General features: G+C 59.2%; 19 protein-coding genes. 7 read left to right on the forward strand and 12 right to left on the reverse strand.

The genetic code is table 11. The annotated features are described in order from the left end of the window. Positions 1-36 precede the first annotated feature (36 nt). The 3 genes from HNQ64_RS02220 to HNQ64_RS02230 all read right to left on the reverse strand — a co-directional run bounded on the left by HNQ64_RS02220 (position 37) and on the right by HNQ64_RS02230 (position 5,256). Complete coding sequence (locus HNQ64_RS02220; RefSeq protein WP_184204778.1) at positions 37-3,198, reverse strand: M64 family metallopeptidase; 3,162 nt, start codon at positions 3,196-3,198, stop codon at positions 37-39. Further along, complete coding sequence (locus HNQ64_RS02225) at positions 3,195-3,788, reverse strand: hypothetical protein (RefSeq protein WP_184204780.1); 594 nt, start codon at positions 3,786-3,788, stop codon at positions 3,195-3,197. The genes HNQ64_RS02220 and HNQ64_RS02225 overlap by 4 nt, the downstream gene beginning before the upstream one ends. Before the next feature lie 109 nt (positions 3,789-3,897). Beyond that, on the reverse strand, positions 3,898-5,256 hold the full coding sequence (locus HNQ64_RS02230; RefSeq protein ID WP_184204788.1) for a neutral/alkaline non-lysosomal ceramidase N-terminal domain-containing protein: 1,359 nt from the start codon (positions 5,254-5,256) through the stop codon (positions 3,898-3,900). Positions 5,257-5,451: 195 nt separating this feature from the next. Here HNQ64_RS02230 and lpdA point away from each other — a divergent pair, with 195 nt between their 5' ends. The 4 genes from lpdA to HNQ64_RS02250 all read left to right on the forward strand — a co-directional run bounded on the left by lpdA (position 5,452) and on the right by HNQ64_RS02250 (position 7,905). After that, positions 5,452-6,828 carry a dihydrolipoyl dehydrogenase gene (gene lpdA, locus HNQ64_RS02235; RefSeq protein WP_184204790.1) on the forward strand — a complete coding sequence of 459 codons (1,377 nt, stop codon included), beginning with the start codon at positions 5,452-5,454 and terminating at the stop codon, positions 6,826-6,828. Between the two features lie 185 nt (positions 6,829-7,013). Continuing rightward, positions 7,014-7,199 carry a hypothetical protein gene (locus HNQ64_RS02240; protein ID WP_184204792.1) on the forward strand — a complete coding sequence of 62 codons (186 nt, stop codon included), beginning with the start codon at positions 7,014-7,016 and terminating at the stop codon, positions 7,197-7,199. Positions 7,200-7,202: 3 nt separating this feature from the next. Then, a complete protein-coding gene (locus tag HNQ64_RS02245) occupies positions 7,203-7,655 on the forward strand; it encodes a hypothetical protein (RefSeq protein ID WP_184204794.1) in 453 nt (150 codons plus the stop codon). Between the two features lie 22 nt (positions 7,656-7,677). Continuing rightward, entirely contained in the window at positions 7,678-7,905 is a 228-nt protein-coding gene (locus tag HNQ64_RS02250) for a hypothetical protein (protein ID WP_184204796.1), read from the forward strand. A gap of 80 nt (positions 7,906-7,985) precedes the next feature. Here the strand turns inward: HNQ64_RS02250 and HNQ64_RS02255 are convergent, their stop codons facing one another. Further along, the gene (locus tag HNQ64_RS02255; RefSeq protein WP_184204798.1) at positions 7,986-8,513 is read right to left on the reverse strand and encodes a hypothetical protein; all 528 of its coding nucleotides are present in this window, start codon (positions 8,511-8,513) and stop codon (positions 7,986-7,988) included. Positions 8,514-8,662: 149 nt separating this feature from the next. On the opposite strand from HNQ64_RS02255, the gene HNQ64_RS02260 reads away from it, so the two are divergent. Continuing rightward, positions 8,663-9,037: an NADH-quinone oxidoreductase subunit A gene (locus HNQ64_RS02260; protein WP_184204800.1), complete on the forward strand. Its 375-nt coding sequence runs from the start codon at positions 8,663-8,665 to the stop codon at positions 9,035-9,037. Between the two features lie 12 nt (positions 9,038-9,049). Further along, on the forward strand, positions 9,050-9,367 hold the full coding sequence (locus HNQ64_RS02265) for a Dabb family protein (protein WP_184204802.1): 318 nt from the start codon (positions 9,050-9,052) through the stop codon (positions 9,365-9,367). 94 nt (positions 9,368-9,461) lie between these two features. Here HNQ64_RS02265 and HNQ64_RS02270 read toward each other — a convergent pair whose 3' ends face one another. Beyond that, positions 9,462-10,571 (reverse strand): hypothetical protein, encoded by a 1,110-nt coding sequence (locus tag HNQ64_RS02270; RefSeq protein ID WP_184204804.1) that lies wholly within the window; start codon positions 10,569-10,571, stop codon positions 9,462-9,464. Positions 10,572-10,884: 313 nt separating this feature from the next. Beyond that, a complete protein-coding gene (locus tag HNQ64_RS02275; protein ID WP_184204806.1) occupies positions 10,885-11,961 on the reverse strand; it encodes a hypothetical protein in 1,077 nt (358 codons plus the stop codon). Between the two features lie 222 nt (positions 11,962-12,183). Between HNQ64_RS02275 and HNQ64_RS02280 the strand changes: the two genes are divergently transcribed. Next, positions 12,184-12,489, forward strand: a complete 306-nt coding sequence (locus tag HNQ64_RS02280) for a hypothetical protein (RefSeq protein ID WP_184204808.1) — start codon at positions 12,184-12,186, stop codon at positions 12,487-12,489. 6 nt (positions 12,490-12,495) lie between these two features. Here the strand turns inward: HNQ64_RS02280 and HNQ64_RS02285 are convergent, their stop codons facing one another. From HNQ64_RS02285 to HNQ64_RS02310, 6 genes are all read right to left on the reverse strand, one after another. After that, a complete protein-coding gene (locus HNQ64_RS02285; RefSeq protein ID WP_184204810.1) occupies positions 12,496-13,764 on the reverse strand; it encodes a TonB-dependent receptor in 1,269 nt (422 codons plus the stop codon). Next, positions 13,764-15,467, reverse strand: coding sequence for an adenylate/guanylate cyclase domain-containing protein (locus tag HNQ64_RS02290; RefSeq protein ID WP_184204812.1), 1,704 nt, complete (start codon positions 15,465-15,467; stop codon positions 13,764-13,766). Before HNQ64_RS02290 ends, HNQ64_RS02285 begins: the two co-directional genes overlap by 1 nt. Positions 15,468-15,482: 15 nt before the next feature. Further along, on the reverse strand, positions 15,483-16,127 hold the full coding sequence (locus HNQ64_RS02295) for a carboxypeptidase regulatory-like domain-containing protein (RefSeq protein ID WP_184204814.1): 645 nt from the start codon (positions 16,125-16,127) through the stop codon (positions 15,483-15,485). A 46-nt stretch (positions 16,128-16,173) separates the two neighbouring features. Beyond that, complete coding sequence (locus tag HNQ64_RS02300) at positions 16,174-17,049, reverse strand: DUF6268 family outer membrane beta-barrel protein (protein ID WP_184204815.1); 876 nt, start codon at positions 17,047-17,049, stop codon at positions 16,174-16,176. Between the two features lie 66 nt (positions 17,050-17,115). Continuing rightward, complete coding sequence (nagB, locus tag HNQ64_RS02305) at positions 17,116-19,002, reverse strand: glucosamine-6-phosphate deaminase (RefSeq protein ID WP_184204817.1); 1,887 nt, start codon at positions 19,000-19,002, stop codon at positions 17,116-17,118. Positions 19,003-19,179: 177 nt separating this feature from the next. Next, complete coding sequence (locus HNQ64_RS02310; protein ID WP_184204819.1) at positions 19,180-19,809, reverse strand: bifunctional 4-hydroxy-2-oxoglutarate aldolase/2-dehydro-3-deoxy-phosphogluconate aldolase; 630 nt, start codon at positions 19,807-19,809, stop codon at positions 19,180-19,182. Positions 19,810-20,049: the final 240 nt, after the last annotated feature.

A 20,049-nucleotide genomic window follows, 5' to 3' on the forward strand; every position in this document is an offset into this window, starting at 1 on the left:
TCTTGGAGCCTCTCAGGAGGAAAAGATTCAGCCTGCTTAAGGAAGGTCAGTCACCTTGATCAAGTTCACCGCACCCGACTGGATCGGGCTGGTGGTGGGCGTATCTTCCAGCGAGACGGAGGGCAGATCTGGCAGCAGGAAAAAACCATAGCCATAGAGCGTGCTGCCACCCTTTGTGATGATGCCCTGATACGTCACCACACGCGGCACCTGGAGAGGGGCGATCTCGCGTGGGTTCGCATCCAACAGAGAAAACTTGCCCGTGAAGGTGCCCAGTTTCGGATTGAAAGTCAGGGTGGTATTCGCCGCCAGAGGCTCAGAAGGCTGGGCTTTACTTCCGGCCAAGATGTCCAGCTCAGTCCCTGGCGGATTTGAGACACCGCTAAGGCTAGCCCCGGTGAATCTCAGCACCGCATTGGAGACACCTGGATCCAGGTTCAAAACCACCTGGGGTGAGACAGGTGGATTGTAGCGACCACCAGTGATAAGCAGATCCACAGGACCCACGCCGTCTTTGTAAACTCGCGCTTTAGGATCCGTACTTTCAGGCTTCCACCAACTGATTTGCCCCAGCTGCGGATCCATCGAGTTGTTCGCATCGTCTTGATCCCCCTGCGAATTGATGCGGATTGCGCCCACCACTGAGCCCTGAGGCTTGCCCTTTTGCAGTGAGAAGAGCATCAACTGGCCGCCTAGGCCCAAGTGGCTAGCACCGGTGAAGGTCTCGCCATCGGGCGTCCTTCCTGAGATCAAGGTCTTGCCATCAGCAGCGACGGTGTAAGAGCCAAAAACTTTGCCCGCAGGTATGCCGACGGGAGGTGCGAATAGGTCCATCTGGAAGGTGTAATAACCATCGTAAGCGTCCGCAGCATTCGCCTTGCTCCATGGGTTTAACCAACCGTTGAAGCCAAAGCCATCTCCATTCGCCCCCAGAATTCCGACCATCAACTGTGGCGGGCCGATGAGGGTAAAGGAGAGCTCCAGGGAAGCAGGGGTCGGTTTACCCGCACGTGGGAGGTTGATGGCCCCCGTCACCTGAGGAACGCCGACCGTGGAGGTCAGCAGGCCTTTGAAACTGTACGTTAGGCTGCCCATCACCACCTTGCCGCTGTAGGTGCCGGTAGCTGTGGTCACCAGATCTATCCGCCCCCCCAGGCCGCCATTCAGGCCATGGCGGGGCAAAGCAGCGACGAAGGTACCCACGGTGTTTTGCGGTAGAGGTGAGATGAGCAGGTTCACCGTGACCTTCGTCGTCCCTTTGCCGTTGCCCGCGCTGAGGGTGACGGCGTAGGGGATGACGTTGCCTGCTTTATCGGCTTTGAATGCTGTGGGTCGGCCTGTGATGCGGCCCGTTTTGGCATCCACCTTCAGCCCAGGGGGCAGACCGGTGGCCCCATAGGTGGAGGCCGGTTTACCGGGGATAGGCAGCGCGACAATCTCGGCTTCATAAATGGCAGCGACCTGGCCCGCAGGCAGCGAAGCCCCTGCACTAAGAGCAAGCTGCGGCGGCTGATTAAAGATCTCTAACTGATGGGTGACGTAGGTCTCCTCACCAGCATCAGTCGTGAGCTTCACACTGTAAGTTCCATTATGGCTGTTTACGGCGAGAGGAAAGATATTTAACTTCGCCGTGCCCAGACCACTAAAACCGGCTGTGCCATTGCCGATGACCGTGCTATTCCGCAGCCATTGGTAGCCCTGCACCGGACCACTCACGATGGGCGTCAGGGCGGCCGTCTTGCCCTCGGCGAGGACCAGCGTCTGCACGCGTGGATCCACCACCACGAGATCCGCCGAGGCCTCGACGAAAGCACCATCTCCCATCACGCGCACCGTGTACATGGCCCCGTCAGACAGCAGCGCACTCGGCACAGAAAACGAGGCCGTTTTGGCATTGGCGATGGCCTTGCCATTTTTGTACCATTGATAGGTCAGCACACCCGGGCCAGCAGCGGTGGCATCCACATTGAAGCTGGCGGTATCGCCTACCTCCACCAGCAGGGAGGCTGGGCCGTCATTGATGACAGGCGGCTCGCCCTGGTTGCTCAGCGTCAGCGTCCAGGTGCGGGTTTCTTCCACCAGGCCCGTGGGGTCCCGGCGCACCCACTCAGTAGGGTCCGTGATCACAGCTGTCACCGTATGCGTGCCCTCTCCCAGGTTCTGGCTGGGAACATTGAAAGTGGGGTTGGAGAGACCGAGCAGCGCCACACCGTCAACCTTCCAGCTCACGGTCAACCCCGGCCCGGTGGTGGGTGCTTTTGGCACAACGGAAAAGGAGAGCAGCGTGCGCTGCGTGACAGTCTGTTTTAAACTCACGGGCGAATGAGAATCCACCGGGGAGACGCGGCTATAATAGTTCAGCACAAAGGCCTCGCGCGTGACAGCTCCTGGGGCAGCTCCGAGGAAACGCATCAGGGCGGCATCATGCGGCCTGAAATAGCCGACCGAGCGGTAGTGCGCCCCTTCAAAATGCCCCACTTTGTTTGTATAAAGCGGATCATACTCAGGCGTGAAGAGGGGCGTGCCCGGCTCGATCCACATGTTCCAGCGGATCTGCGAGAGTACGGTCTTCCTGGTGGCATTGGGAAACTCGCCATCGGGATAACCAGGAGTGTCGAAATCGTACTCATCCGCCAGCTTGGCAAAGGAATGACCTACCTCATGTTCCACTAGCTCAGCACCAAAGGAATCCAAAGAAGCCACCGCAATAGGCCCGCCGGAGCCACCATAAGTCTCATCATTCACAATGACGATGGGGATGTCATACTCGGGCACGTGTTTGTTGAGTAATGAGTAGGCCCGGCTAGTGCCTGCGGAGGACAAAACCAAAAGACGCTCAATCTGCGGATGAAAGCCTGTGCTAAAATACGTGTCGCGGGTGTAGGCGGGATTGCCATACGGATTGTCCGTACCAGACTGGTTCGAGGCAATCTCAATGAGGTAAACATTGAAGTAGGAGCGATAGCGGCTCCAGGGCTCCTGAGCAAAAAGGTAAGCCAACACTCCATCCACATGCGTGGAGAATTTGCCCGCATCCAGTTCTGCCTGAGTAAACCCCTCCGACAGGAAGACCATGTTCAGCCGCTGGCTGCGCGGGCCCTCTGCCCCCACAACCTCCAAAATAGAAGTCTGTGCCTGCGCCATCCCCAGGGTGAGGAAGAGCAGTGTGAGGCCTAACAATGAATGCAATGTTTTCATGGAGGAAGAAGGGAAAGGGAACCGAGAGGCAGATCCCGTGCCAAGGCACCAGGGCCTGTGATACGAGCAATGTCCAGCCGGGTGGCATCGGCACGGCGGGGAAGCCGCAACTGAAACAGAACCGGGCCGGGCGGGGTGTAAGTCACGGGTTTGGGCGTGCCATCGCGTGCATCCAGCACCGTGCAGAGGTGGTCTGGCGCGGGCAGCAGTTCCTCGGCCAGGACCTTGCCGTCAGCAGAGATCAGGCGGCAGCGCAGCATCCCAGTCCACTCTTCCTGGCGGCGGCGCGGGGAGGCAAAGTCCCCCTCAATGTCCTCGGCATTCTCCAGGCCCAGTTTGGCCCCATCCAGAGAAATCAGGTAAGCACGGCGGAACCGGGCGGGATCTAGCGGGGGGGATGAAAGCGGAACTGGTGCCGCAGAAACAGGCCTTGGCTGAACCTCAGCCACCTGTTCCGCCACGGGTGCCTCGGCGCTAACAGTGTTTGTGGCCATGTTTACCTTTGCCGGGCCGGGCTTTAGCCACACCATGCAGGCCACACCTGCCAGCAAAAGCAGGAGCACCAGAAGGGGCAGGATGTGGCGACGCATGAGAATAGGTAATCTAACCGATAAAGGAGCCCATGTCACCTCCTGCCTTTCGGGGGCGGAGTGGCACAAAGAACCATTCTTTGCCTGAAACGCTGTTTTCGCGCCTCTGTTACTCCATTTCTCGGCGCAGCTCCTTCACCGTGGAAAGAATGTGGTCCTCCACTGCCGGACTCCAGCGGGTGGGGTGGGTGCCCCATTTCATGGCGTCACCGCCTTCATAGCCGCCCTCTTTCCACACGCGCAAACTGGGGATGTAAGTGGGCACATCATTGGTGTAGGCACTGACCCAGACGATGGGGTCCTTGAGCTCCTTTTTCAGCCGCAGGGAGTAGTCCACCACCACTTCTCCTCCCAGCGTCACCCAGGTGAGGTCCGGCCCCAGGCGCAGCACCTGCACAGGGTACGGGTAGGTCTGCGGCAGGCTGCCATCGGCCTCCAGGCGGGCCAGCACGCGCTTCGCGTGGTCGGCATCCAGACGGGTTTTGGACTGCATCTTCTCCTGCAACTGCTCCCGGTCTGGCAGGGTGTCATAGGCCAGGGGGATCTCCCGGTAAGCAGCGCGGATGTCGCCCGTCAGGGGTTTCATGCGGGTGGTCAGCGCCGTCTCCACCGCCATGGCCAGGGTGCGGCCATGCGTCTGCGCCAGCTCCATCGTCCGGCGCGGGTAGGGATTTTGGTCCCCACTGCAGCCGTTCATAAACAGGGCCGTCACACCGGGGTGGGCCTGCTCCAGCGCCTGCTGGGCGTAGCCCGCGTAGTCGCCGCTGAATTTCTGGTGACCCAGGGTGGTGCAGTGGCAGGCATAACCAAAAACGTAGGCGAGATCCTTCCCCTGCGCATCCGCTGCCTTCAGCACAGGCACCGAGTGATCCACGGGACCATCCGGATTCGGAAAGTTATCGTAGCCTCCTTGGGCATTGGGCATGCGGCGGTTCATGGCAAAGCCGCATTGGGCCTGGCTGAAGTGCAACGTGGCCGGCACCGCTTTTTTCAGCGCCTCCCCCACCAGGGCCACCAGTCGGTCCTGCAACTGCGCCGTGTAGGCCGCCGCCTCCTTTTCCCGCTGCGCCGGGTCATCTGTCCCGTGCGTGCTCGTCGTCCGCAGTTCCGGGCCGCTGTGCGTGTGGCTGGCATTGATGGCCAGGCGCGCCGGGGAGATGCCGTACTGCTTTTCCACCTCCGCCGCCACAAACAGGCGCACATTTCGCGGCACGCCGATGAGATCCATCGTGATGAGGGCAAATTTGCCGCCCTGGCCATCTTCTATCACCAGCGCCTTGGCAAAAAGGTCCAGCTCCACCCCTTCCGCAGGTTTCGTCCGTCCGGCATAGCCCGCCATCCACATGAGGGTTTCTGGGGTGATTTTGACCGAGGCCACCCCCACCTTCCAGGCTGGGGCAGGCACCGGAGCCTGGGCTACGATGAAGGCGGTGACGACGAGCAGCAGGACCGGGAGGAGCCATTTCATGGGTGCAGGAAAGATCGCCCCCACCCGTCTTTTCCTTGCAGCCTGTGGCGGAATCCCGCAGCCCCATGGCCCACCCGCCCCGCCTTTCCGCCAGAGAATCCCCCTCTTTCCCCCGGCGCGGGGGCAGTCTCTTGTTGAACTCACCCACCCCCTGCGCTTTTCTGCGCGTATCACCACTCTCCCTCTCTCTCACACATGAACTACGACCTCATCGTCATCGGCGGCGGGCCTGCGGGCTACGTCGGAGCCATCCGCGCAGCGCAACTCGGCAAAAAAGTGGCCTGTGTGGAAAATGACCGCGCTGGGGGCACCTGCCTGAACTGGGGCTGTATCCCCACCAAAGCTCTGCTGAAAAACGCCGAGCTGTATCACACCCTCACCCATCGTGCCGAAGAGTTCGGCCTGAAGATCGGCAGCGTGGAGTATGACTGGTCCAAGGTCATCGGCCGCAGCCGTGGAGTGTCTGACAAGCTGAACAAGGGCATCGAGTTCCTCTTCAAAAAGAACAAGGTGGACTACCTCAAAGGCACTGCCAGCATCCCAGCGGAAGGCAAGGTGGAAGTCACCGCCGCCGATGGCAGCAAGACCACCCACGAGGCCGCCAACATCCTCATCGCCACCGGGGCCAAGACCCGCGACATGCCCGGCTTCCCCTTCAATGGCACCACCGTCATCGGCAGCAAGGAAGCCATGACTCTGGCCACCCAGCCGAAGAGCATCGTCATCATCGGCGCAGGCGCCATCGGCATCGAGTTCGCTTACTTCTTCAACGCCTACGGCACCAAAGTCACCGTGGTGGAAATGCTGCCTGACGTGCTTCCCGTGGAAGACACCGAAGTCTCCAAAGTGGTGGAAAAGAGCCTGGCCAAATCCGGCATCCGCATCCTCACCAACACGAAAGTCACCGGCACCTCCGAAGACGGCAAGGGCGTGAAGATCACCGTCGAAGGCGCCGCCAATGAGACCCTGGAGGCCGATGTCTGCCTTGTCGCCATCGGCGTGAAGCCCGTGCTGCCAGGCGGCATCGAGCTGAAGCTGACCGACCGCGGCTGGCTGCAGACGGACGACCGCTACCAAACCAGCGTCAAAGGCATCTACGCCGCAGGCGACATCATCGGGCCACCGTGGCTCGCCCACGTGGCCAGCTATGAGGCCGTGCAGTGCGTGGAAGGCCTCTTCGCCAAGCACAAACCGAAGAAAGTCACCGTCTTCCCAGGCTGCACCTACTGCAACCCGCAGGTGGCCAGCATCGGCCTCACCGAGCGCGCGGCCAAGGAAAAAGGCCTCAAGTTCAAGGTGGGCAAGTTCCCCTACGTCGCCAGTGGCAAGGCCCTCGCCGCCGCTGAGTCCGAAGGCTTTGTCAAAATCCTCTACGGTGAGCCTCACGGCGAAATCATCGGCGCGCACATCGTCGGCAGCGAAAGCACCGAGATGATCGCCGAGATCGGCCTGGCCATGAACCTGGAAGCCACCTGGGACGAAATCGAAGCCACCATCCACGCCCACCCCACCCTGAGCGAAATGGTGAAAGAAGCGACCGAAGTGGCCAAGGGCCACCCGATCCACGTTTAACCCATCGAATCAACGATGAACCTTTTGGGCAGCCCGACGGAAGTGATTCTATCGGCTGCCCAAACTGTTTTAGGGCGCTTGGTCTGTTGTTATGGAGCCTGCTGGCGGGCGATGCTGATCCCCGCCATTCCCCAGGCCATTCTTGAGGGCGAGCCTGACATGCTCCTTGCCGTTCTACTGCAACCTTGGATCTCATCCCCGTCGCCTTCGTCAGCCTGGTTTCAGCCACTGGCCTCCTCGTGTATCTCCTTTGCATCGCCTTCACGATCTATTTTGTCCGTGAAGAGCTTTCGTTCAAATGGCTGCTGGTCCCCATGCTCCTCGTCGCTGTGCATACCGCGCTCATCGGCTATCGCTGGGGGATTCTATGACCCATGCCCGCTCCTATTCAATCCACGATGAAGACCATCTTTGAGTATCTCATAGTCTCGGTGATCGCCATCTTGATGGCCTGGGTGGGTTACTGGCTGATGGGAAAATACGACCCAAAAACCATACACTGGACCAACTTTGAGTGGGAATGGCGGTCAGTCCTTTGGTGGATCTGGTCATCCGTCATCTCAATCGTCACCTGGGTGTATCTCTATCGTATTTGCCGCGACCTTCACTGGCTGGTTCTACCTGCCTTGGGAATCACTAGCCCCATCATCGGCGCCCTGCTGTTCGTGATCCCATACTTTCTTTTTCCTTTCATATTCCTTTGGGGTTATGCCCCAGTGATCTTCCCGGTGGGCCTTGTCACAGGGCTGATCATTTCAATCGCCACGCTGCCCTTCCGGCCCAAAGGCGTGCTGCGGGGCAATGTGGGCCCGGATCTCTTTTCATGAAAACAGAAAACCTCTGCGCATCATGATTCGCATCACCTCCGGCGGCGACGCCAGCCTCATTGGATTGATCAGACTGACAGCCGCAGGCTGGCACTATGTTTTGTCACCTTCCTACCGTTTCAAAAAACACCGGGAATGGAGGAAGATCGCTGGAACCATGGGGGTGATTTATGGCGTCGCCTCGTGCCTTCTGGCCTTCGTGTTTTCCCTTCTGATTCCCGTCATGGCTTGTCTGGTGACTCACTATTGAACAAGCACATCCTCAATGCTGCGGAAATCCGGCGCTCCTATCAAGAGCAAACCCATGAGTTGATCGCCACAAATCCCCCCTCACCCGAAATTCTTCCGGATGCGTGGTTCGCGCATGATTGCCTTGCTGAGGGTCTCGCCCAGGGGGTCGGGTAAAAATTGCTCCAGGCCCAGGCGCAGGACGAGGGCATTCGGCAGGGCCTGGGGGCGGAGGGTGAGCAGGATGTCCACCGCTTCCTTCACCAGTTCCGCACCGTCCAGTTCCTGTTCCCACAGGTCTTTGATGATGATCACCAGCGCCACGGCCGCGCTGCGGGAGCGGCCCGCCCAGCATTGCAGCACCAGAGGTTCACGTTTCGTCTCGGCCGTGTAACGTAAAATAGCCTCCAAATGCGCCGCCGTGGGCCCCTGGCCATGATTTCCCTGCAGGGTCAGCACATCCTCAAACACCATGGGATGGCTGCTGCACGCCTGAGTCAGGTCGGCCTCGGCCTGGATGGGCTCGCGGATGCTGACCACATGCCAACGGCCCGGCTCCTTCGCCAAAAATGGAGTGATCTGGGTGGCCGAGCAGATGGCGAGGTCGCGCTCTAGGCGCTGGATGAACATGATCCATCCTAGCGGCTAACGAGGAGGAACGCTAGGAGAGTCTTGGAGAGAAAACCATCCTGGGCCATTTCAGTCCAGAAGGCCTCGTTTCGTCGCCTTGACGCTGGCCCTAGGGTCGGTTAATACTCCGCGCCCCTTTCCCCTTTGTCATGATCGAGAACTATCTCCCCGTCCTTCTGCAAGTCGTCCTCGCTGGCGGTTTTGCTGGCGTCACGCTGCTGATTTCTGTGCTGCTGGGCAAGTCTGCCAAGCGCAACACGATGAAGGACAGCGCCTATGAGTGCGGCATGCTGCCCCTCACGGAAGGCCAGCCCCGCTTCAGCGTGAAGTTCTACATCGTGGCGATGCTCTTCGTCCTGTTCGATATCGAGGTGGTTTTCCTCTACCCCGGGGCCATCATTTATCGCGACTACCTCTCCGTCTTTGGCCTGGGCATCGCCTGGGCCGCCCTCGGTTTCATCAGCATCCTCGGCGTGGCTTTCCTTTATGCCTGGCGCAAAGGGGCGCTGGATTGGAAAAACTGATTTCTGCCCCGGATGATCGCCTACCTCAGCCTCTACAAGCTGCGCCCTGAGGTGACCGAAGAAAAGCTGGAGGACATGATGTCCCGCGCCCGCATGGCCCTGCTGCGCGTGCCAGAGGTGCTGACGGTGAAAACCGGCAAGCGCGTGAACCCCAACGACCCCTACCCCTGGTTCGTTTACCTGGAAGTGGAGAGCATGGATAAACTGGCCATCTGCCAGGATGATCCCCACTACATCAAATTCCGCGAAGACGTGCTGAAGCCCAATGTGGCCGAGCAAGAGGCCACTGCCTTTGAGATGGAGCCACGCAAGGACGTGAAGTACTCCTAGGGCTACCTAGGGCTACCTTTCTGCCCTTGAAACATGAGGCCCCGCGCACAGCAGGCTGCACGCGGGGCGGGTGATTTTCTCTCTGGGCCAGGACTCAGTTCGCGCGGCGAATCAGCATGGGGCTGGGCTGAAGGTCATCAGCACTCGGAGGCTCAGCACCGATGTTTGGACTCACCGTCGCAGGCAGCTCATCCTCCATCTTCCAGGGGCCCAGTTTGGTCGCTGCAAAGGTATCAAAGGGCGCATACATCGTGATCACTTCTCCAGAGCGGCGACTGCCCTGCTTTAGCGAAAAGCGAATCTGGGTCTGGGAAAACTCTGCATTGGCTTCATCAATGGTGAGGTTGATCGGGGCCACCGTGTTATTGATCGGGAAGGCGAATTGAGTCAGCACCACACCCCCATCCGGCGTCACCTCCATGGTGCGGTCCAGGCGACGCTGCAGCACCTTCCAGCGGGCATTGCCAGTGGTGGCCCCCATGCGCAGGATCTCCGCCACGGTGAAGGGGTCCAGCGTCAGTTCCGCATACGTCACAAGGCTGAGGCCCGAGGCCGTCCCGCGGATGCTCACACTCTCCACCACTGAGAACAGCGGGGCAGATGGAATCGCCGTCGTGGGCTGGTTTTTAAAAGTCACATTCAGTGGCAGGGGGCGATTTGCCGTAAGGCTCCGGGGAAAAAATCGTGCCGAACCTGTGCGCACGGTCGCATTCGCAGGCAGCAGCTCCGTGGTGCCTGTCTTCACACTGCTCACATCCCACTGGGCGGTATTGATGATGGCAAACCCACGAGCCCTTTGGGCTAAGGAGACGACCGAGAAACTAGGCTGTGTGCGGCTGTTAAAAAGGCTGCCGTTCACCAGCGTCGTGGCACCTGTGATGGCTGCATTCGGGATCGTGAATCGGATCAGCTTGGGGGATACATAGGTCACTGGTGCCGAAACTGCCATGCCCAGGGACGTGCGAAATTGGATGTGTGTCACCGTGCGCACTTCGCCAAACACTGCCCCGCCAAAAGTGGTGCTATCGGCTTCGAGGTTCGCCAGCACCGAGTGGCCCACCGGGGCTGCCGCAGGCACATAGGAGGTGATGATCGGGATGCCTTTGGGCGACACCACATTTTGAGCCGATAGTTGGTTAGCCATGCCGAGGGAAAAAGCCAGGAGAGTCCCGAGATGGAGAAGGAAAGAGCGTTTCGTTTTCATGAGCGTGTGAGTGTGTTTGAAGCTAAATTTCAGAGTGTTCCAGCCCGCTATCAGGCCTTCGTTCACAGTGCAGATGCAGGCCGCTCAGCGAACTTGCGCAGATTCATGAAAAAAAATTCGCGTGACCTTATTCCCCTTGATCATCCGCTTGTGGCCTGAAGAGCAGATGGACTCAGCCCAGGGTGCCTGCGCTGCTCGCTGGGCACTCTGAAGGAGCGCGAACGTGCAGCTGCACGACTATCCACCGCATCATCACGCAAAAAAAACTCCGCCGGTTTCCCGGCGGAGTCTGGAGAGGGAAAACACCCCGGTTTTAGGGAAGCGGTGGCTCGTAAGTGAGGCCGTCACCCGTGATGAAGGTAGGCAGGAAGCCAGGGTTGGTCAGCGTGATCACGATGTTGGCGTGAACCGTGTTGTTGGGGTTGCGCAGGGTGACGGCAATCTCTCTCGCCTGGTTAGGCCAGTTGGTGGGCTCGATCACCGTGCCAGTGGCAATGACGGTGGCGGGATCACCCTGCCATTTGCGGAAGCTCATTGCACCAGTGGTGATGTCGGAGATGAAGTCATACCCGTCAAAAAAGCCCGTGACGACATTAAAACCCATCCAGCGGGACGTCATGAGGTTACCATTCAAAGTGAAGCTGGGGGTGGAACGCAGCATCTCACGCGCTGTTAGGCGAGCGGCGGTGACGGCGATAGGATAACCACCTTCGGCTTCATTGAAAGGACGGGCAGTCACCGTGCCACCATCGCGGGTCAGGATCGGGCGGCTCCGGTCAATACCGATGCTGTAGATCACACGATAGTTGCTGCCGGCAGGCAGGCCCAGCTCGCCAAATCCACCGGGCACCACCACTTGGTTGCTAGTCAGTTGCTCCACACCATTCACCTTGATGCTCACCATGTTATACTGGCTATTGTTAAAAAAGGCGATGCCCAGATTGCTCACCGTGAAGGTGCCCGTGGAGAGGCTGGAGGGAGCCAAGCTGCCTGTGCCACTGACTAACTTCAGACGGCCTGTGCGCGCGCCCTGGGGCACCACCACTGAGTAGCGGTTGTTACCCAGGGATGTCAGATTTTGACCTTCCACAAAGCTGCTACCAGGGCCAGTGAAAAACACCTTGTAGTTAGGCGTAAATCGGCTGGACAGATTGCTGGGTAAGCGGGAGGCAAGGTTGATCAGCTTACCTTTGTTAATCTGGATCAGTTTGGCAATGGCAGGGTCCAACTCCGGGCGGGAGACGGTCACCTCGACGACTTGGCCGACACTGGCTTGAGCCGGGCTGATGGTGATGATGCGGCTGAGCAGGAGAGGCGCAGCCTGGACGGAGGAAGCCACGGAGGCCAGGAAGCTGGCGGCGATGGCAAGGAGGGTGGTGCGGCGTTTCATGGGGATCGGTGCGTTAGATTTTGTAGATTGGGTGGGCAGCTCAGAGCCGCCCTTCACAGCCCAGATGCAGGTCGCCGTCAGGACTTGCGCAAAATCCGCAAAGTTTTTTTCTCAGGCCTTTTTCTATGGGAAAATCACCCTTCTAAGGCCACGGAACACCCCTGGAAAAAAATAATGTTAATGGAACAGCACCCGCTTTGCACCTTGGTAATCCATGCCTGTATGAGCGCGCTCCCCTACCCTGTCGGCCAAAAGGTCGTCTGCATCCACGCCCACTTTCCAGAGGCCGCTCTGGAAGCCTTTGACCGCCTACCGGAGCAAAACGGCGTTTACACCATCCATGAAATCTTTTGGGCGAACGAGCACGCTACTGATCGCCCCATGCTGAGCGTGCGCCTCACGGAACTGCCCCCCATCCGCCAGGGTTGGGGCGGCTTCTCCCTGTGGCGATTCCGACTGCTGGAGGATGAAAAGGAGCTGCGCCGCCGCGAACGTGTGAAGGAGCAGCAACAAACCTCCGAATCCTAACCAACGTTAGAACTTGAGGGTGATTTGCCCAGCCACCAAATGGTGGCCCTCACGGCCAGCGCCTTCCCGTCCGGCCATGCTGTATTGCAGCTTCGCCTGGAGGTGGCGGCTAAAGCGGTAGCCCACAGAGAGATCCGCCCGCCAGCCGTCATTGTCCCAGGCCGTGTCAGTGCCTGGCAGATCGCCGAACCAACTTTGATTCCATCTCGTCGCCACCCACCACTGGGGGCCTAACTTGCGCTTCACTTCCACAAAGCCGCTCCAGACTCGGACTGCCGCTGCTCGATTGGCAATGCTTGAACCCACAAAACCAAAACCACCCGCATTGGGCGTCTCAAATCGGCTAGTCATCAGCTCTCCCCACACCTGCCAGGGACCATGAGCCCATGAAGCGTCCACACCCAAAGTAGTCTGGTTATAGTCACGCCGTCCCTCATCCAGAAAAGGTGCCCCGCCTATGATCACCATGGGAGGGATGGTCGAGGCATCTGTCAGGTAAGGCCCATGGCTGTAAGAAGCGCCCAGATTCCACTCCGGGGCAGGCCGCAGGCCCACCCTGCCCGTGTAGGTGGTGCCCTCCCAGCCACCCTGAATCGCATCCCAATTTCGCGGAGCCGAAGACAGCGCCGCATTCTTCACTTCAAAGGCGTAGTCCACCGGACCCACTTGGCCAAACACCGACGCCCCCGTGGCATACGAAGGCCCCCAGATGATGGGCAGCCAAGTATCACGATTGTCCGGTTTGAACCGACGACCGGCGATGCCGCCCAGCGGCACGAAGGTCTCATCCGTCACCGGCAGCATGTCATTGTATGCCATGGGGGCAGTGATGAAGGGATTGTCCCACGACAAGCGGCGGCCCGTCCAGGAGCCAAAGGCGGTGGCAAACTTACCTAACCGGAAGTTGATCCAGCTTTTCTCCAGAGGTTTCCATTCGAGAAAGTATTCGTCTAGGCGCGTCTGCCCATCCGAGGCAAAACCGGGATCAAATCCCCGGTCCACCCGCATCTGCACATGGCCACGCAGATGTTCTGTGGCTTGGAGGTTTAGGAACAGCGTCAGGCGCGGATTGAAAAACAGATCGTCATCCGTATTTAGCAGGCCCATGGCCGGTGCATCGGGTGCGTACAGCTCCAGATCCATCAGACCCGAGAGATCGGCCCGAAACATCTGGTTAGGCGTGGCCACCGTCAGCGCCTCATCCACCGTCTCCAACACGGACTGGGCAGTGGCGGAAACCGTGCTGAAAAGCAAAAGGGCGAGAAGTTTTTTCATCAGACGGGGGAGGGGGCAATGACGATGCGGAAAGCGGTGACAGCATCTGCAAAACCTTTCAACTTCAAAGGTTCTAGAGGCACTGAAGGGAAATTGGAAGACAGCCGTTGATGAGTAGCTGCATCCACCACGATCTCCCCCGCCGCCGCGCTGCTGCACAGACGGGCTGCTAAATTCACATGCTCACCCACCACGGTGTAATCCGCACGGTTTTCCGCCCCGATGCAGCCGGCCACAACCGTGCCCGTAGCGATGCCAATGCCGATGCCCATCGGCTCATGGCTTTCCGCATTCAGCCGCTGGCGTTCGGCGATCATCTCCAGGGCACAGCTCACCGCATTCTGCGCATCGTCACCATGGCTCGCCGGGGCGCCGAACAGGATCATGATGGCGTCTCCAGCGAACTGGTTGATCACCCCATGCCAGCGATAAACCACCCGTGTCAGCGCCCCCATGTGATCATTGAGCAGGGTGATGACCTCGCGCGGGTCCCGCCCTGCACTGAGAGCGGTATAACCACGAATGTCGCAAAACACCACCGTCACCTGGCGCAACTCCCCACCGAGCTGGATGCTGCCCGCCATGAGCTGCTCAGCCACGCGTGCATCCGCCACCATGCTCAGCACGGAGTGGTAGCGCTCCTTCAGCTCCAGTCCTGCCGTCATGTCATTGAAGGACTCCGTCAGCGCGGCCAGCTCATCTGTCCTCCCACGCTCCAGTCGCACTTTTAGATTTCCCGCTCTCACCGCATTGGTCGCCGTCACCAGCTCGCCAATAGGCTTCGACAACTGCGCCGCAAACAACCACCCCGCCACGGAAGCCAGCAGCAGCGCCACAGACCCGATGCCGACCACGCGCCACTGCAATCCTTTTTGTTGGGCCTGAAGCTCCTCCAAAGAAAACACACTCACCAACCAGGCGGCAGGAAAGCGAGACGCCGCATTCAGCAGATGCGCATGCGCCAGGTAGTCCGTCCCCTCCTGCTGAAAGGAAAACTCCACTTGCTCCACCGTCGGCTCCAGAGCCTTCAGGGGTGCGGCGGCGGCCTGGGGGAGGCTGGCCCCGAGAAGCTGCCCCTGCGTCCAAAAAGCCGCCTGCAAAGGCTGGTTTCCCTGGCCGCCCAGCACCGGCATCAGCCTCCGTACACTTTGCCCCAGGAACAGGGTGCCCACGGTCTGGTCAAAGTTCCGAATGTGCAGGGCCAGCACCCGATGCAGATCCTGCCCGCCTTCAAAACCCGGCAGCAGGACAAAACCCACCTGCGCCTGAGTTTGCTCTTCGGGCAGGGTTTTAGAGACGGTTTCCAACTGCACCGTCAGGGCCCTTTCAGCCGCCTCTTGGAAGTGCCCTGAACGACTGCCCTCCGGCGGCGGCATCAGGCCAGTCTGGGCACTGGCGAGGCGAAAAAAATCAAACTCTGCCAGCCGCAGTTCATCTGCTGCCACTTGGTAAGTTTCTGGGTCTCCCTCCTCAAGGGCGGCAAAGAGCCGCACGGACTCCGCTAGCCGAGCCGCCTGCTTCCGGGCCAGTTGCAGCTGCGCCTCCTGCTCCACGCGAAAAGCGGCCATCTGCTGGCTGAAAAGCGTGTCCACCATGCTCCGGTAGGACGCACTGTTTTGCGACTGCGCCACCATCAGCACTGCCGCTGTCGTGCCGGCGACCACTCCCAGAATGGCCTGCTGAAGCTTGGCACGAAAGGTCATGGCACAGTGGGGAAATTATCGTGACAACTGAGCGGAGGCCGTCTTTCCCTCCGTCACCGTCACCTGACCCTGCACCGTTTTTTCAGAGGGCAGCAGGGCTTTGATCTGGTAGCTGCCCGCAGGCACGCCGCTGATCTTGAATCGCCCCTGCGCATCCGTCACGGCAAACCAGGGCGTGTCCAGTACCAGCACCCGGCAGCGCATGTGCTGGTGGATCTCGCAGTAGATTTTGACCAGGCCCGCTTTGTCAAATTGGATGCGAGGGCTGGGCTCATTCTTGCGAAAGCGCCCCAGGTCAAAGCGGCGGATTTTGGAATAACTAAAAACGTTGTGAAATTCATCATCGCCATTGGGGAACTCCGCACTCGCACCTTTTTGCAAAGCCACGAGAGATGGACGAAACTGGTAGCCGCGTTGCTGGATCTTCACCACTTCACCTGTGCGTGTTTGTGGATAATCACCCGTGCTGGTTTCCAGCCACACAATGGCCACCCCTGGCTCTTCCCCTTCGATGGGTTTCACCGTCTTCGGTTTGTATCCCGCATCCACCGCCGGTGGGCGCTGGCTATCCAGCACCACCGTGCCCTGCACCCCACCTGCGGCCATAGCAGACAGACTCCAGGAAAGAACGATCAGGGGTATGAGAAGCAGAGCCTTCATCGCGGGCTATGAAAGCCGCGTTTTCACTCCCTGCCAACTGCGAAGGTCAAAACGACCAACGCACATTCAGAGCACCGAAGGGAGCTGGGTCGAGATTTTCATCCACCCGCACGCGCTCTTGCTCATCGCGGATTTCAAATTCACCCCCGAAATTGATCCCCCCACGCAGAGATACCGTCAGTTTATCCGTCGCTTTCCAGATGATGGAGGCCGCACTCTGCCAGCCTGAGACTGCAAGGGTATTCGTCCCATCGTTGCGGTCCAGATCCCAAGAGCCACCGCTGGGGTAAAGGCTGAGGCTGAGCGTTAGTGGCTCACTCACCTGGTAACCCAGCACCATGAACGGTGGCGTCACCTGCACAATCCAATCTCCAGGCCGCCAGATGAAACCCAGCGCCGGCAGCAGCGTGCCATCCTCGTTCGCATAACTGGCGAAGACACCGCCAGCAATGGTGAAGGTCTTCGTAAATTCATACCCGATCAAGCCCAAGGCTGAGATCTGGAAATCATCCAGCGAGATGCCATTGAAGTCTGTGCCCAGACCTGGAGTGACGAATCCCAGCCCCCACCAGTCACTGGTGGGCGAGTTCCAGAAATAGGCTATCTGAGCTTCAAGCGTGTGCAGGTCCAGCCTGTCACCTGGATCAAAGTTGATCTGCGTGAGATTGTAGCCCAGCGAGGTGCTCAAACGCCCGCCTTCACCCACCTTCGTGCTCCACACCGGGATGATGGTGCGGACTTCAAACATTTCCAAACTGCCCCGCAAGCTGCCATCGAAATCCTGTTGCCCGATGAAGGTGGTATCCACCATGTAACCGGGGCGGCCAAAGCCAAAAGCAGCCGGGTCGATCAGTTCAGCCGCAGGCAGAGAAGCCGCCAGAGAACAAGCAGCACAGAGGGAAAGCGTGAATTTGAGGGGCATGGCTTTTTGAGCAACGCCAGCCCCCCACTGATGGACGCAAAGGAATGTCTTTACGCCGCGCCCGAATTACACCCGACTCCAGCGCTGGAAGGTTTCGATGGCTTCATACTCCGCCAGCCCCAGGGCATCGTAGTTCCGGGCGTTTTGCCGGTTTGATTCTGGCGAGGCCAGTTCCAGGCTGGAAAGAGAACCGTAACGGGACAGCGCGCGGCCTTTACGCCCGAGCTGCATGGGGCTGAGCGGCACCGCCATGTCAATCTCATGTGCCGCGAGCGGCTTCTCCTTGCCGCGATAAAGCCACAGACTGGTATTTCCAGACCAGTCTTCCGTCTTGCAGGCTTTGAGGGCCGCCTCCAAAACTTTAAAGCAGATACCCGCCACACTGCTGGGGTCTGCCGCATCCCCCGTCGCATAGATCTGGTGCGGTTTGTTTTCCCGCAGCAGGGCCGCCAGGGCCTCCACGTCCGCTTCCGTGCTTTTAAAGCGGCGGTAACGGCCCTGCTCATAAAACGGCAGGTCCAGGAATGTCACATGATCATTCGCCACATTGCAGGCGTGGGCTGCATCCCGCAGTTCCCCACGCAGGATGAGGCCCTTGAGCTGACGCAGCACAGGGGTGTCTTCGCCAAATTCACCTTTCTCCTCAAGCAGGCGCAGCACCTCACGGGCATAGGCGGTCTGGTTTTGCCAGGCCGGACTGTCTTCCACGATGCCTGCCAGCTCCAGCAAAGTGCCGGCGAATTTGTCCGCCTCGCTGTCGGCAATGCGCAGGCTGCCACTGGTCAGCGCCACGATACGCACATCATGCCCTTGCTCGACAAGTCGCTCGATCGTGCTGCCCATGGCCACGATGGCGTCCTGCGGCTCAGGGCTGAAAACGAGCACGCGTTTCGGGTAAGGCGTCGCCCGTTCAGGACGGTAGGTATCGTCCTCGTTCGGCTTGCCACCCGGCCAGCCCGTGATGGTGTGCTGGAGCTGGTTGAAGATGCGGATGTTGAGCTGATAAGCCGGACCTTGTTCCGAGAGGAGATCGCTGAGGCCATGTTCATTGTAGTGCTCATCCGTCAGCTTCAGCACCGGGCGCTTCGTTTTAAAGGCCTGCCAAGTCACCGCGCGGCGGGTCTCACGCGGCGTCCAGGAAACCGGACCAACGAGCCATGGCAACTTCACCCGCGTCAGCTCGCGAGAGGCACCTACATCAATGAAAAAACGGGCATCGGGATGATCCTGCAAAAAGGAGGCGGAGATGGCCTCCGTGACTTCGCCTTCTACGGCCTTGGCCACCATCTCGGCCTTGTTTTCACCCCAGGCCATCAGCACCAGCTTCTTGCCCCGCAGGATGGTGCCCACCCCCATGGTGATGGCAAAATGAGGCACATTTTCTTCACCGCGAAAGTCAGCCGCAGCGTCCTGGCGCGTCACGCGGTCCAGCGTGATGCGGCGTGTCAGAGAGTCCCGGCTGGAGCCCGGCTCGTTGAAACCGATGTGGCCCGTACGCCCGATACCGAGGATCTGGAAATCAATGCCGCCCGCAGCATCCATCTTTTCTTCATACTCACGGCAATGGGCAAAGACCTGGTCCCCAGGAACGAGACCGCTGGGGATGTTGATGTTCGCCTTTGGGATATCAATGTGATCAAAAATCTGCTCCCGCATGAAGCAGGCATAGCTTTCTGGATGGTCACCCCCGAGGCCGTAGTATTCGTCGAGGTTGAAGGTGATGACGTTTTTGAAGCTCAGGCCCTCTTCCTTATGCAGGCGGATCAACTCGCGGTAAAAAGGCACGGGCGTGGAACCTGTGGCCATACCAAGCACCACATTTTTCCCCTCTTTAGCACGCTCTTCGATCAACGCCTTGACCTCGGCTGCGAGGGCCTTTGCTGCCGCTCCAGAGTTGGGAAAAATGTGCGTGGGGATGTGCTCGTAGGACTCAGCAAGGGTGCGGCGGGACATGGTCAGAGGCGGTGGTTGGGGGAGGAAAGTCGGTTGTTCGTTTCAAACGACCCGCCAATCCATACGCGGATTCTGGCGATGTTTCATCAGCACTCAACACCGAACCTTGACCCACGGCAGTATCTGCGTGTGCGGCTCACGTATTCCTGTGACTGAAAGCCAGGGCACAGCCCCAGTTTAACGATTGCGCACCACTCCCACGGTTTTGCCGCAGGCCTCCCGGACTTTTTCCCACTGCCCTTCCTGGATCCACTCGCGTTTCGCCATCCAGGTCCCACCACAGGCGACGATGCTGGGATTTTTCAGGTAACTCGGCAAATTGTCAAAGCTCACCCCACCCGTAGGGAGGAACTGCATTTTCGGGAAGGGTCCAGCAAGAGCCTCGATCGCACTGATGCCGCCGAAGGCATGGCTAGGGAAAAACTTCACCAGCGAAACCCCCAGATTCTGCGCCTGCATGATCTCGGTGGGTGTGACGGCTCCTGGGATGACCAGCACGTCCCGGCGGCGGCCATGACGCAGGATGTTTTCATCCAACCCAGGCGTGACGATGAAACGCACCCCGAGACGCCAGGCCGCGTCAAATTGCGCCAAGGTTGTCACCGTGCCTGCCCCCACGATCATGTCCCGCCGATCAATGATGCGTTCCAACGCGGCGAGTGAGTCTGGCGTACGCAAGGTCACTTCCACAATCGGCAATCCACCTGCCACAAGAGCATCTGAAAGAGGCTTAGCCGTCTTTAGATCATCAATGACGACGGTAGGAATGATGCGGTGGTGGGCGAGGAGATCAATGCTCTCGTTCATAAAGTGGCGGGGGTATCACAGAGTCTTCCCCCTGTACCGGGATCCACTACGCAAGTTACACAAAATCTTCACACAACAGAGAATGCTCCCTGTCACATGAGTGCATCATCCATTGAGGCAGACTCATGATCACTCCCTTCCAAATATTTAGTTAGACTAGATCCCCGTAGATCTTTTTAGCAAAGGCCTCTGGCAGCATCCAAGACCGTTTTCAAAGCCGCCTCTTCCCCCTCGTGAAAC

It is taken from the genome of Prosthecobacter dejongeii (genome assembly GCF_014203045.1).
GTDB classification, from domain to species: domain Bacteria; phylum Verrucomicrobiota; class Verrucomicrobiia; order Verrucomicrobiales; family Verrucomicrobiaceae; genus Prosthecobacter; species Prosthecobacter dejongeii.

Coding starts and splice junctions, on each gene's coding strand:
- HNQ64_RS02270 (WP_184204804.1), bottom strand. CDS start 10,571: ATGAAAACGAAACGCTCTTTCCTTCTCCATCTCGGGACTCTCCTGGCT.
- lpdA (WP_184204790.1), top strand. CDS start 5,452: ATGAACTACGACCTCATCGTCATCGGCGGCGGGCCTGCGGGCTACGTC.
- HNQ64_RS02255 (WP_184204798.1), bottom strand. CDS start 8,513: ATGTTCATCCAGCGCCTAGAGCGCGACCTCGCCATCTGCTCGGCCACC.
- HNQ64_RS02290 (WP_184204812.1), bottom strand. CDS start 15,467: ATGACCTTTCGTGCCAAGCTTCAGCAGGCCATTCTGGGAGTGGTCGCC.
- HNQ64_RS02310 (WP_184204819.1), bottom strand. CDS start 19,809: ATGAACGAGAGCATTGATCTCCTCGCCCACCACCGCATCATTCCTACC.
- HNQ64_RS02300 (WP_184204815.1), bottom strand. CDS start 17,049: ATGCCCCTCAAATTCACGCTTTCCCTCTGTGCTGCTTGTTCTCTGGCG.
- HNQ64_RS02265 (WP_184204802.1), top strand. CDS start 9,050: ATGATCGCCTACCTCAGCCTCTACAAGCTGCGCCCTGAGGTGACCGAA.
- HNQ64_RS02295 (WP_184204814.1), bottom strand. CDS start 16,127: ATGAAGGCTCTGCTTCTCATACCCCTGATCGTTCTTTCCTGGAGTCTG.
- HNQ64_RS02285 (WP_184204810.1), bottom strand. CDS start 13,764: ATGAAAAAACTTCTCGCCCTTTTGCTTTTCAGCACGGTTTCCGCCACT.
- HNQ64_RS02230 (WP_184204788.1), bottom strand. CDS start 5,256: ATGAAATGGCTCCTCCCGGTCCTGCTGCTCGTCGTCACCGCCTTCATC.
- HNQ64_RS02250 (WP_184204796.1), top strand. CDS start 7,678: ATGATTCGCATCACCTCCGGCGGCGACGCCAGCCTCATTGGATTGATC.
- nagB (WP_184204817.1), bottom strand. CDS start 19,002: ATGTCCCGCCGCACCCTTGCTGAGTCCTACGAGCACATCCCCACGCAC.
- HNQ64_RS02245 (WP_184204794.1), top strand. CDS start 7,203: ATGCCCGCTCCTATTCAATCCACGATGAAGACCATCTTTGAGTATCTC.
- HNQ64_RS02220 (WP_184204778.1), bottom strand. CDS start 3,198: ATGAAAACATTGCATTCATTGTTAGGCCTCACACTGCTCTTCCTCACC.
- HNQ64_RS02225 (WP_184204780.1), bottom strand. CDS start 3,788: ATGCGTCGCCACATCCTGCCCCTTCTGGTGCTCCTGCTTTTGCTGGCA.
- HNQ64_RS02280 (WP_184204808.1), top strand. CDS start 12,184: ATGAGCGCGCTCCCCTACCCTGTCGGCCAAAAGGTCGTCTGCATCCAC.
- HNQ64_RS02260 (WP_184204800.1), top strand. CDS start 8,663: ATGATCGAGAACTATCTCCCCGTCCTTCTGCAAGTCGTCCTCGCTGGC.
- HNQ64_RS02275 (WP_184204806.1), bottom strand. CDS start 11,961: ATGAAACGCCGCACCACCCTCCTTGCCATCGCCGCCAGCTTCCTGGCC.